The sequence below is a fragment of the Halomicrobium mukohataei DSM 12286 genome, assembly GCF_000023965.1.
Lineage (GTDB): Archaea > Halobacteriota > Halobacteria > Halobacteriales > Haloarculaceae > Halomicrobium > Halomicrobium mukohataei.
In genome coordinates, this window is the sequence record NC_013201.1 from 1 (window position 1) to 12,715 (window position 12,715).

Consider the following 12,715-nt stretch of genomic DNA (forward strand, 5'->3'; position numbering starts at 1 on the left):
CGGGGTGTGCCATCCGAAAACTATATGTATAAACGTCATAGTTATTCCCACGTCCGCAATGACAGACCAGAATGCGAGCAGCGATCGGCGACAGCTACTGAAGGCGCTCGGCACGCTCAGTGTCGCAAGTATGGCTGGCTGTATCAGCCAAAGCGGTTCCGACGGGGACGGCTCGGGCGAGAGCGGAGACGGGTCCACCGGTTCGTCCGGGGACGGCTCCACCGAGGAGGGCGGGGAGGCCACACCGGTACCGATGGCCGACTCGTTCAGCTTCTGGGAGCTGAGCAAGACGTGGGGGCCACACATCGAGCGCTACGAGTCCGAGACCGACGCGACGGTCGAGCACACGAACATGGGTCCGGACGAACTGCTCGACAACCTCCAGACGCGGCTGCTCTCGGGCACCGGTGCGCCCGACGCCGCGATGGTCGAGTACACCTCGCTCAAGCAGGTCGCCAAGACCGGCGGGCTGCGTGACGTCTCCGACTGGATCGACGAGGCCGACATCCGCGACGACTTCACGTCGGGGATCTGGGAGGTCGTCAGCGACGGCGACGCAGTGTACGAGGTCCCCTACGACATCGGACCGGCGACGCTGTTCTACCGCAAGGACATCTGGGACGAACACGGGCTCAGCGACGACATCGAGACCTACGACGAGTTCATCGAGGAGGGCAAGAAGCTCCCCGACGACGTTTCGCTGCTGTCGCTGCCGGGCAGCGGTCTCTCGGTGTTCTGGCGGATGATGTACCGCCAGCTCGGCGGCGTCGAGTTCGACGAGGAAGGGCGGCTCGCGTTCGACAACGACAAAGCGGTGCAGGCGATGGCCCAGCTCCAGGAACTGGCCGACGCCGGCATCACGGACGACACCGCGAGCTGGAGCCAGCAGTGGTTCGCCGGCTTCAACGAGGGGACCGTCACGGCCTACCTCTCGGGGGCGTGGTTCAGCGGGACCCTGATGTCCTCGATGGACGAGGCGGCGGGCGACTGGCGGGGGATGAAGATCCCGGCCCTGGAGTCGGGCGGCACCCGTGCGAGCAACATCGGCGGCTCCGGCGTCTGCTTCCCGGACCAGAACGACGAGGCCACGGCACGCCGGGCCTTCGACTTCGTCGTCAACACGACGACCAACGTCGAGGAGATGGCGAACCTGTTCGCCGAGGAGGGCAACATCAGCGCGTACATGCCCGCGTGGGACGACGAGGCCTTCGAGAACCCCCGCGAGTTCTTCGGCGGACAGGCCCTCGGTACGCTGTGGACCGACATCGCCGACGACATTCCGCCGTACCGCTACACGCTCGACTCGCCGAAGATCATGAACCTGCTCAACCCGCTCCTGCAGGACGTCGTCTACGGTGACCTCGATCCCGAGTCGGCACTGGAGGAGTGGGTCACCCAGTCCGCCAACGAGACCGGGCGTGAAGTCGCCTAACATGAGCCGTCAGCTGCTCGTTCCGCTGCTCGATCAGGTTCGATTCAAGCGCGAGCAGTTGAAAGACCGACTCCCGACGCTGCCTGGAACGCCGCTGTTGTTCTTGAGTCCGTTCTTCCTGCTGTTCGGCGTGTTCCTCGCTATTCCGGTGTTCTACACCTTCTACCTGTCTTTCTTCACGTTCCAGGGCGTCTCGACGGAGGCGCTGTTCGCCATCGACGTCGGCGCGTACCAGATCATGATCCCCGAGATGGCCAACCTCCAGTACGTCGGTCTGGACAACTATCGACGCCTGCTCACCGACAGCGTGTTCTACCAGTCGCTGTTGAACACGGCGATCATCTTCGTCGTGCAGGTGCCGTTGATGGTCGCGCTGGCACTCGGGCTCGCGCTCGTGTTGAACGCCGCCTACACCAGGTACAAGGGCATCTTCAGGAGCCTCCTGTTGCTCCCGGTGTCGGCGAACACGGTCGCGTACTCGGCGGTGTTCATCGTGATCGCGGCGGAAGGCGGGATCGCCGACATCGCGCTCGGAGCGATCGGTATCCCGCCGATCGACTGGATCAGCGACGGCTTCTGGGCGCGGAACCTCGTGGCGTTCATGTCGGTGTGGCGCTGGACGGGGTACAACATGATCATCATCCTCGCCGGACTGCAGACGATCTCGCCGTCGCTGTACGAGGCCGCAGAGATCGGCGGCGCGACGAAGATCCAGAAGTTCCGCCACATCACGCTACCACAGCTGAAGCCGATCATGCTGTTCGTCTTCGTGACGACGACGATCGGCGTCTTCAAGAAGTTCGCCGAGCCGATGATCGTCATCAGCTCCGGGGGGCCGATCAACGAGACGCGAACGATCGTCTACTACATCTGGCAGGTGGCGTTCCAGAACCTCGAACTCGGCTACGGGAGCGCGCTGACCGTCGCCCTCGTGGCGATCATCATGACCCTGTCGCTCATCCAATTCAAGGTGTCCTAAGATGCACGAAAAACTCGAAAAGGAGGCGCTGTGGCAGTTCGGCGGCTACGGATTCCTCGTCGCCGTCACGATGGTGATGATGTTTCCCATCTACTGGCTCGTCGTCGCCTCGACGCTGCCGCAGTCGGCGATCTTCGCGGGCGGTGCGGGCGAACTGCCACGGCTGATTCCGGGGACGAACTTCCTGGCGAACGCCGAGGCGCTCGCCGCCCGTCCGGAAGTCGACTTCTACCGGAGCATGCTCAACAGTCTCGTGATCGCCGTCGTCTACACGGGCCTGGCGCTGCTGTTCTGTTCGATGGGCGGGTTCGCACTGGCGAAGTACGACTTCAAGTACAAGCGGGCGCTGTTCATGGGGATTCTGGGAACGCTGTTGCTCCCGACGAATCTGCTGGTGATCCCGCTGTTCTTGCTCGTCTCGAACATGGGCCTGTCCAACAGCTACTGGGCCGTGATCCTCCCGTGGGCCGCGTATCCGCTGGGGATCTTCTTCATGAAACAGGCGATGCAGTCGATCCCGGACTCGCTGCTCGAAGCCGCACGGATGGACGGCGCGTCGGAGTTCCAACTGTACTACCGCGTCGTGCTCCCGTCGATGAAGTCGTCGCTGGCCGCGCTGGCGGTGATCCTGTTTCTCTTCCAGTGGAACCTCTTCCTGTGGCCCCTCGTAGTGTTGCGCGAAGGGAAGTACACGATCCCGGTGGCGATCTCGAAGATCATGAGCAACGACATGATCGCGTACGACCAGCTGATGGTCGCGTCCGCGATGGCGATCGTCCCGATGTTCGTGGTGTTCATCCTGCTCCAGCGCCACTTCGTAAACGGTATACTCGGCGGAGCAGTCAAGGAGTGATACACGATGACAGCAATAACTCTCGATGGATTGACGAAGAGCTACGACGCGACTGACATGGACGACATCCCCGACAACGAGATCGTCGCCGTCGAGGACGTCGACCTCGAAATCGAGGACGGCGAGTTCCTCGTCTTCGTCGGTCCGTCGGGCTGTGGGAAGTCGACGACGCTGCGATGTATCGCCGGCCTCGAAGACGCGACCGGCGGAGAGATCCGGTTCGGCGAGACGGTCGTCAACGATCTCCGGCCGCGCGACCGCGACGTGGCGATGGTGTTCCAGAACTACGCGCTGTACCCCCACATGACGGTCCGGAAGAACATCAGCTTCGGTCTGCGCCTCTCGTCGACGCTGACGACGCCGGAGATCGACAGTCGCGTCACCGACGTGGCCGAGATGATGGGGATCGAGGACCTCCTCTCGAAGACGCCGGACGAGCTATCGGGCGGCCAACAGCAACGCGTCGCGCTCGGGCGTTCGATCGTGCGCGAACCGGGCATCTTCCTGATGGACGAACCGCTCTCGAACCTCGACGCGAAGCTTCGGGCAGAGATGCGCACCGAGATCCAGGAGCTCCAGAACGACCTCGGCGTGACGACGGTGTACGTCACCCACGACCAGACCGAGGCGATGGCGATGGGCGATCGAATCGCCGTGCTGAACGACGGGCTCCTCCAGCAGGTCGCACCGCCCGAAGAGATCTACCGGCGTCCCGCAAACGAGTTCGTCGCCGGCTTCATCGGGAGCCCGAGCATCAACTTCTTCGACGTGAGCGTCGACGGACAGACGCTGACCGCCCCGAGTGGGTTCAGCTACGAACTCGAAGACCACAGCGTCGAGGACGACACCGTCCGCCTCGGGATCCGACCGGAAGACCTGACGATCGAAGAGGGTGGGGACGACATGACCGTCACCGTCGTCGAGAAGATGGGCAACGAGAACTTCATCTACGGCACCGTCGGCGACGTGGAGGTCGTCGCCCGGACCCCGGTGACCGTTCGCCCAGAGCCCGACCAGCGGGTCGGCATCTCCTTCGCCGAATCGGCGATGTACCTCTTCGACAGCGAAACCGGTGCGGCGATCAAGACCAAGACCGACGAGATCGAACCGCAGGCGGCGCAGTTCTAACTCGTCGCCGCTCGCATTCTCCTTCGAAGTCGACGGTTCGCGCCCGGATCGATCGACGACTGCCAAGCACCAGCGAGTGCTGTGACGCGTAGCCAGCGATCGAAGCCCGGTAAAAGAGCGCGTGTGTCGCCCACACCGCTGGCGACCGCTGCGAAGTCGCGACCCCTGCGGTCACGAGATCCATCAAAGAGTGACAACTGGCGGCCTCATACGGATTATTGTAGCGATTTACCGGTGATTGTCTACTCCGTGGCGACGATCACCGGTAAGCAACTACAATAAACCGTATCAGTCGTCGACGTACGGGTGGAGCGTGACCGTGAACGAGGTCCGCTCGGGCTGGACGCGGTCGGACTCGAACGTCTCGGGCCCACAGCTGCCCGACCCGAGTCCGGAGTGTGCGTGGTCCAGCGAGAGGAACACGTCGTCCTCGCGGGACAGTTCGTGTTCGTGATCGGCGGCCTCCAGCTGCTCGGTCGAGTAGTGGTGTGCGGTCACGTCGAGCAGCGAGTCCCCGGTCGCGAGGAGCCCGGTACCGTTGCGGTCGGTAACGGCCACCCAGCGGGTGTCGCTGCGAGTGCCGTTCGCCTGGGGCCTGACGTAGGGCGTGTGGAGGTCGGCAACGTCGGCCTCGTACCGACCGACGGGGGACGCCTGCTCGCTGTCGGCGTAGGACTCGCCCGGGCCGCGGCCGTACCACGTGACGTGGTCGAAGTCCCCGTCGAGCGTCAGGTCGAGTCCGATCCGTGGCAGCGACGGGAGCATCGAGAGGTCGCCCTCAGGGTCGAGATCCGTCTCGATCTCGACGGCTCCGGTGGGGTGGATCGTGTACGTCTGCGTCGTCGCGAACCCGTGGGCGAACATCGGCGGCGCGAGGCGACCGTCGACGGTGATCGTGACCGTCTCCTCCCCGACCTCGGTGTCGACGGCGTCGACGCGGGACTGCAAGCTGTCGAGACCGTGCTCGCGCCAGATCTGTGCGAAGCCGACCGTCCGGGCGTCCCAGTCGGCGATCGGTTCCTCGTTTTCGTGTAGTTCGAGGAAGCGCGTGAAGAAAGTCGGGACCAGCGGCAACCCTCTGTCGTTGTCCGTCGGGGCACGCCAGAGTCCGACCTCGGGACCCTCGGTGACGACCGACCGACCGCGGTAGGACAGCGAGTCGACGACGCCGTATCGGGCGTCGAACCGGAGCTCGAACTCCGCGTTCGAGACGACGATCTCGTCGTCGCTGCGTTCACAGGACAGCGGTGCGGGAAGCGTCGCGGCCGGCACCGTCGGTGCCTCGCTCGTCGGGAGTTCGTGCTGGCTCGTTGCGACCGTGTGGCCGGCCGGTGCCCACGACGTGTCACTGGCCAGCGAGACCTCGACGACGAGGAACCGCTCGCCCCGGCCAGCATCCTCGAACGGCACCGTGACGGGTTCGCTGTCGCCGGGTGCGACGGCTGGGAGGTCGAGCGTGCCACTCTGGACGACCCGGCCGTCGGCCTCGACGCGCCACCGGGCGCGGAGGTGATCTAGCCCGCGGAAGTCGTAGCGGTTCTCGACGACGAGTTCGCCCCGTTCGAGGGCTGCGGGCTCGAACGTGACCGGCTCGACGACGTTCTTGAACTCGGTGAGGCCCGGCGAGGGCGTTCGATCGGGAAAGACGAGACCGTTGATGTTGAAGTTCCCCGTGTTGGGCTCGTCGCCGAAGTCGCCGCCGTAGGCGAACCACTCCGCTCCGTCCTCGGTCGTCTGGCGGATGCCCTGGTCGATCCAGTCCCAGACGAACCCGCCCTGCAGTCGCTCGTGGCCGTCGAATACGTCCCAGTACTCCTCGAACCCGCCCGGACCGTTCCCCATGGCGTGGGCGTACTCACAGAGGATCACGGGGTGGTCCGGATCGTCGACTGCCAGGGCCTCGATGTCCTCGGGCGGGGTGTACATGGGCCCGACGATGTCGCTGACCCGCTGGTCGTGGTCCTGCTCGTAGTGGACCGGCCGCGTCGGATCGCGCTCGCGTGTCAGCTCGTACATCGTCTCGTGGTGGGCCCCGACTGCGGACTCGTTGCCCAGCGACCAGATCACGACGCTCGGGTGGTTCTTGTCTCGTTCGAGCATCCGGACCATCCGATCGACGTAGGTGTCTTCCCACGCGGGGTCGTCACTGAGATGCTGGACGGCGTCGATGCGTTCCATCCCGTGACACTCGATGTCGGTCTCGTCCATGACGTAGAGCCCGTACTCGTCACAGAGGTCGTAGAACCGCGTGTCGTTGGGGTAGTGAGCGGTCCGGACGGCGTTGACGTTGTGCCGTTTCATCAGCTCGATGTCCGCGCGCATCTGGTCGACGGTGACGGCCCGCCCCCGGTCGGGATCGAAGTCGTGGCGGTTCACGCCGCGGATCGTCACGGCTTCGCCGTTGACCAGGAACTGGCCGCCGTCGATCTCGACCTCGCGAAAGCCGACCGTCTCGCGAACGGTCTCGACGGGCGTTCCGTCGTCCAGTAGCGTCACCAGGAGCGTGTACCGGTCCGGCGTCTCTGCGGTCCACTTGTCCGGGTCCTCGACGGTCGTCGACAGCGAGAGCGTCGTCTCACCGTCGGTCAGCGCGTACGACTCCGCGAAGGTGGCGGCAGTGTCGCCCGCTTCGTCGACCAGAGAGGCGCGGAGACGGCCCGTCGCGTCGCCACCGGCTACCGATTCGATGTCGACCGCCGCGGAGAACCGGGCGTCGACGTAGTCGTCGTCCAGTTCGGTACGGACGTCGACGTCCGCGACGTGAGTCTCCGGCACGGCGTACAGGGTGACGTCACGGAAGATGCCGCTGAGCCACCACATGTCCTGATCTTCGAGGTAGCTCCCGTTAGACCACTTGTAGACCCGTGCAGTGACCGTGTTCTCCCCCGGCTCGACGTAGTCGCTCACGTCGAACTCCGCGGGGAGACGCGCGCCTTCGCTGTAGCCGACGCGCTCGCCGTTGACCCAGAGGTGGAAGGCGGAGTCGACCCCCTCGAAGCGCAGGCGGATCTGTCGACCGTCCCAGTCCTCGTCGACGTGGACGGAGCGCCGGTACGTCCCCGTCGGGTTCTCGGTCGGAACGTGGGGCGGATCGACCGGGAACGGGTAGACGACGTTCGTGTAGTGTGGGTGTCCGTGGCCGTCGAGTTGCCAGTTCAGCGGGACCTCGATTCGGTCCCAGTCGACGTCGTCCGTCGCGCCCGGGATCGCTGGCGCGTCCGCAGGGGTCTCGGCGAGGTGAAACTGCCACTCGCCGTTCAATCGCCGAACCCACGGCGAGGCAGTCACGCTGTCCCGGCGTGCAGATTGCTCGTCCGAGAACGGGAACACGTCAGTGTGTGGTGCGAGCCTGTTACGACCGACTACTCGCGGATCTGTCCAGTCGGGCATGCTGTCTGTCCACTGTTTCGGTCAGCTATTCATTCTTTTGGAAATCGGACTGCAGCGCGGTCTACACCGAAGACACGGCGTGTGAGGTGTGAGGAGTGACAGCCCGTTGTTGCTTGGCAGAAGTTTTAATATAACGATCTTCAATAACAGGCGTATGCGAAGGATGTGGCAACTGTTCGCAGTAGACAGTAGTGGTGGGGAAACAGCACTCGACGAACGGGAGACAGATGTCTGACGGCTGGTCACGCCGCTCGGTGCTCAAGTCCAGTCTGGGACTGTCGCTGGCCGGTGTTTCGCTGTCTGGTACGACCGAGACAGTGACCGGCGCGAGCGAGTACGAGACGCTCAGACAGCGGTGGGCACAGTTGCTCACCGGTGGCGACTTCGACGAGACACAGTCCGAGTATCAGGATCCGCTGGCCGAGCTGGACCAGACGGCACAGGACCACTGGGAGACGATGGACACCAGCGCCGACCGTGATCGGCTCTGGTCCGACCTCCCGATCCCGGCGTCGTCCAGTGCGAGCGCGAGCGAGAGCAACATCACCGACAGCTACGGCCGCCTCCAGGAGATGGCCATGGCCTACGCCACGAACGGGAGTTCACTGGAGAACGATAGCGCGCTCGTGACAGACGTCGTCGACGGACTCGACTTCCTCTACGATCGGGTCTACAACGAAGACCAGTCTCAGTTTGGCAACTGGTGGCACTGGGAGATCGGCTCGCCGATGCGTCTCGTCAGCGTCTGCGCGCTGGTCGGCGACGAACTGTCCTCGACACAGGAGACAAACTACACGAACGCCGTCGGCGCTCACACCGGAACGCCCTACGAGTACACGGAGTACGACGTGACGAGTGGCGGTGCCAACCGCGTCGACATGTGTATCATCACCGCGCTCCGTGGCGCGATCTCGGGGACGGACTCGACGATCGCTCTCGCCCGAGACTGCATCGAAGAGAGCGATATCTTCCAGTACAACACCAGCGGCGGCGGCAACGGACTCTACCGCGACGGATCTTACGTCTATCACGAGGAGATACCCTACATCGGGTCGTACGGTGCAATCTTGCTCGAAGGGCTCGGTGAACTGTTCACGGTTCTGGACGGGACGACTTGGGAGATCACGGCCGTCGACCACGACGTGATCTACGACGCCGTCGGTGACGCGGTCGCCCCGTTCATGTACAGAGGGCTGATGATGGACGCGGTCAGCGGCCGGTCGATCTCGCGAGCAGACCAGACCGACCACGTACGCGGCCACGGCATCACCGCGACCGTCCTTCGGCTGGCGAATACCGCACCGGAACCCTACGCCAGCGAGTTCCGGTCGCTCGCCAAGGGCTGGATCGAGAACGACACGTGGGACAGTTTCCTGAGCGATGCAGACGTGCCCGACATCGCGAACGCGACGGCGGTCCTCGACGATTCGACGATCAGTGCCGCCGACGAACCGGTCCGACACGACGTGTTCCACAACATGGACCGGGTCGTACACAACCGCTCGGAGTGGGCCTACACGATCAGCATGTGCTCGGAGCGGATCGCTCGCTACGAGGCGATCAACGAGGAGAACCTCCGTGGCTGGTACACCGGTGCCGGGATGACCCAGCTGTACAACGACGACCTCGGCCACTACACCGACGGCTACTGGCCCACCGTCGACCCCTACCGGCTCCCCGGAACGACCGTCGACACCCGCGATCGGTCCGCCCTCGACGGCACTCACCACCCACGACCGTCGACACAGTGGGTCGGCGGCGCGTCGGTCGACGAGTTCGGGATCGCCGGAATGGAGTTCGACGCCGAGGGCGCATCGCTCACCGGCAAGAAGTCCTGGCTACTCCTCGACGACACCGTCGTCGCACTCGGAGCCGACATCACCAGCTCCGACGGTCGCCCGATCGAGACCACCGTCGAGAACCGGAATCTCCACACGGACGGAAGCGAGACGCTCACCGTCGACGAAACCGAGAAGTCCACGACACCGGACTGGTCCGAGACGCTCACCGACGTGTCCTGGGCGCACCTCGACGGCGTCGGTGGCTACCTGTTCCCGAACCAACCGACCCTCGAAGCCAAACGCGAGGAACGCACCGGTTCCTGGCAGGAGATCAACGCGGGCGGACCGAGCGAGGCGCTGACCCGCGAGTACCAGACCCTCTGGCTCGACCACGGTGTCGATCCCAGCGCCGAGACGTACGCGTACGCACTGCTCCCGGGCCACACCGCGTCCGAGACGCGACAGCGGAGTCAGGAGCCCGGCTTCGAGATCGTCGCCAACGACGCCACGGTCCAGGCCGTCACGGTGCCCCGTCTGGGGTTGACGGCCGCCAACTTCTGGAGTAGCGGTTCGATCACGGTCCCCGGCACCGAGCGAACGCTCTCGGTGAGCGGCCCGGCAGCCGTCGTCGTCAGACACCGAAACGACGAACTCGTGGTCGGCGTCGCCGACCCCTCCCGAACACAGGAGACGGTCACTGTCGAGTACGATCACTACACGGACGGGATCGTCGGTACTGACTCGGCGGTCGGTGTCACGCAGTTCCAACCACGCGTCACGATAGAGGTCGCCGTCGGCGGAACTCGCGGTACGACCCACTCGGCGACCTTCGACGCCCCCGTCACAGAGCTCTCACCGCGTGCAGACACGTTCGTTCGCGACGGCTCGTACGCTGGCGACAACTACGGGTCGTGGTCCTCGTTGGTCGTCAAAGGCGGTCCGACGGGCTACAGCAGAGAGTCGTATCTCGCGTTCGACCTGGCGTCGGTCGCGGGCGAGGTTCAAGAGGCCATGCTCGACGTGTACGGCGCGGTCACCGACGACAACGGCGGAGCGTCCGTCGACTGTACAGTCGCCGCCGTCGACGACGACAGCTGGACGGAGGACGGACTCACCTGGGATACGAAACCCGATCTGGGCTCGTCGCTGGGCTCTCTGACCGTCACACGGGAACGCCGCTGGTGGCGCGAAGACGTGACGGAGTTCGTACAGACAGCCGCCAGCGGTGACGGAACCGCCAGCGTCGCGCTTCGGCAACCGAACGACGAGCGCTACGCCAGCTTCGATAGCCGAGAAGCAGACGAGAACCCGCCGTCACTGCGCGTCACGACCAGTCGCCCCGACACGACGGCACTCACCCCGACAGCAGACACCTTCGTCCGGAACGGGTCGTACTCCGGTGACAACTACGGGTCGTGGTCCTCGCTGGTCGTCAAGAACGCGTCGACCGGCTACAGTCGCCAGGGGTACCTCACCTTCGACCTGAGCGCGCTGTCGGGTTCGGTCGACGAGGCCGTTCTCTACCTCTACGGCGCGGTCACCGACGACAGCGGCGGAGATGCCGTCGACTGTGCGATCAACGCCGTCGACGACGACAGCTGGACGGAGGACGGAGTTACATGGGACACGAAGCCCGAGGTGGGCTCGGCACTCGGTTCCGTGATCGTCACCCGGACGCCACAGTGGTGGACCGTCGACGTGACCGAGTTCGTCCGATCGGAGGCCAGCAGCGATGGCGTCGTCAGTCTGGCCGTCCAGCAGCCACAGAGCGGCCTGTACACCGACTTCAACAGCCGGGACGCCGACGAGAAGGTGCCGACGCTTCGGGTGCAGACCTCGTAGCCGGACGGCGAACTCCTTCATCCACAGTCGGGGACCGTCCTAGCCGCCCACGGCGTGACCAGACCGACGACAGCCGCCGGGATAGACAGTACGAGTTCAGTTTTGACGACGACAGTCCAGCATGGCTGAACAGTTCGCTGCGAGAACAAGGCCTGTGCCAGAAAACTGCGAGTGAATGTCTCATGACGATCAATGTTTGCCTATAATGTATAGAATCCCCTATTGTCGAATGTAGTTGTATATCGGACCAGCGAATTTCATTACAGCATTAGTTCTGTAATGCAATCGGGTTATCCGGTACCCCGTCCGATCGCTGGTAGAACGACCATGGCTCGGCGACCAGAAGCAGACTCTCCGAGTCAGCCACACATACGACGAACCTAGAGAGCTTTTCACCAGTCACCAAAGATAGCTGCCATACTAGCCCTGTATTTCAGTGATAAGTGCTCTCCTGCGAGCTTTCAGATACATATCGTAATTTTTGTTCTCTCTATCGAGAATATGCTAACATATTTGTCTCACTCGAGGCCATATCTGCTGTTCGGACTTTCAAATGGCCACACATAGCTCCCAGCGACGGTCGGTGTCGCCACTGGCGAATCAGTTCGGCAAAATGCTCACGGTCGTCGGGCAACAGCGATCCGCATGAAGCAATCGGTGATCGACCGGCCGGAGATCGCGTGCGCGCTACTGTGCGGTGCTGTCGGGTTCGGACTGTACGGCGTCGAAAGCGGCGTGCTGTGGGTCATCGTCGGATACTTCCTCGGCAAGTCCATCGAGAGTCTGTTCTGGACCCTCACCGGAGGCCTGAGCTCGTAGGCCACATCTACGCAGCGACCCGCGACGGACTCACAGGTGTGCGAATCGAAGCGATCGGAGACGACACGCACGACCAGCGACCCACTTTTTGCACGCGTCGAAGCGCCGTCGCGCCCGGTAGTCCTCGTCGCGATCACCGACCTGACCGAAGTGATACCGACGTGGTCCACACACAGCTACACCGACAGTTACCGAACGGAACGATGTCGCTCGAAGCGAGCACTGCCGCTGTCGATCGACATGAAAAAAGCCCACAGCCACGATGGCTGCGGGCTCTGTAGTATGAATGGCAGGCGGCGAACCGGCTTTCCCAGGGGTTCGCACACCCCAGTACTCACCGCAACGCTGGCAGGCTTAACGTCCGTGTTCGGGATGGGTACGGGTGTTTCCCTGCCGCTATGGCCGCCTTTACGCCGAGTCGTGGAATCGAACCACGAGGATACCTGTCTCGGTCTCCGCGTCTACGTGCGATCCAGTGAACGCCTGGACTC

Annotated in this window: 7 protein-coding genes and 1 rRNA gene; 6 read left to right on the plus strand and 2 right to left on the minus strand. The window is 63.9% G+C overall.

Annotation, left to right across the window (positions count from 1 at the left end):
- Positions 1–58 precede the first annotated feature (58 nt).
- Genes HMUK_RS15605 through HMUK_RS15620 form a run of 4 tightly spaced genes read left to right on the plus strand, consistent with a single transcriptional unit; the run spans position 59 to position 4,392 of the window.
- Entirely contained in the window at positions 59–1,432 is a 1,374-nt protein-coding gene (locus HMUK_RS15605; RefSeq protein WP_012807402.1) for an ABC transporter substrate-binding protein, read from the plus strand.
- A 1-nt stretch (position 1,433) separates the two neighbouring features.
- Complete coding sequence (locus HMUK_RS15610; protein ID WP_012807403.1) at positions 1,434–2,411, plus strand: carbohydrate ABC transporter permease; 978 nt, start codon at positions 1,434–1,436, stop codon at positions 2,409–2,411.
- Position 2,412: 1 nt separating this feature from the next.
- Entirely contained in the window at positions 2,413–3,264 is an 852-nt protein-coding gene (locus tag HMUK_RS15615; protein ID WP_012807404.1) for a carbohydrate ABC transporter permease, read from the plus strand.
- A 6-nt stretch (positions 3,265–3,270) separates the two neighbouring features.
- Positions 3,271–4,392, plus strand: coding sequence for an ABC transporter ATP-binding protein (locus tag HMUK_RS15620; RefSeq protein WP_012807405.1), 1,122 nt, complete (start codon positions 3,271–3,273; stop codon positions 4,390–4,392).
- Between the two features lie 288 nt (positions 4,393–4,680).
- On the opposite strand, the gene HMUK_RS15625 is transcribed toward HMUK_RS15620, so the two are convergent.
- The gene (locus tag HMUK_RS15625; protein WP_012807406.1) at positions 4,681–7,782 is read right to left on the minus strand and encodes a glycoside hydrolase family 2 TIM barrel-domain containing protein; all 3,102 of its coding nucleotides are present in this window, start codon (positions 7,780–7,782) and stop codon (positions 4,681–4,683) included.
- Between the two features lie 227 nt (positions 7,783–8,009).
- Here HMUK_RS15625 and HMUK_RS15630 point away from each other — a divergent pair, with 227 nt between their 5' ends.
- Both HMUK_RS15630 and HMUK_RS17720 read left to right on the plus strand, forming a co-directional pair.
- On the plus strand, positions 8,010–11,405 hold the full coding sequence (locus tag HMUK_RS15630; protein WP_012807407.1) for a CBM96 family carbohydrate-binding protein: 3,396 nt from the start codon (positions 8,010–8,012) through the stop codon (positions 11,403–11,405).
- Between the two features lie 645 nt (positions 11,406–12,050).
- The gene (locus HMUK_RS17720) at positions 12,051–12,224 is read left to right on the plus strand and encodes a hypothetical protein (protein ID WP_012807408.1); all 174 of its coding nucleotides are present in this window, start codon (positions 12,051–12,053) and stop codon (positions 12,222–12,224) included.
- A gap of 288 nt (positions 12,225–12,512) precedes the next feature.
- Here HMUK_RS17720 and rrf read toward each other — a convergent pair.
- Positions 12,513–12,634: ribosomal RNA gene (gene rrf / locus HMUK_RS15635) — 5S ribosomal RNA — on the minus strand.
- Positions 12,635–12,715 lie beyond the last annotated feature (81 nt).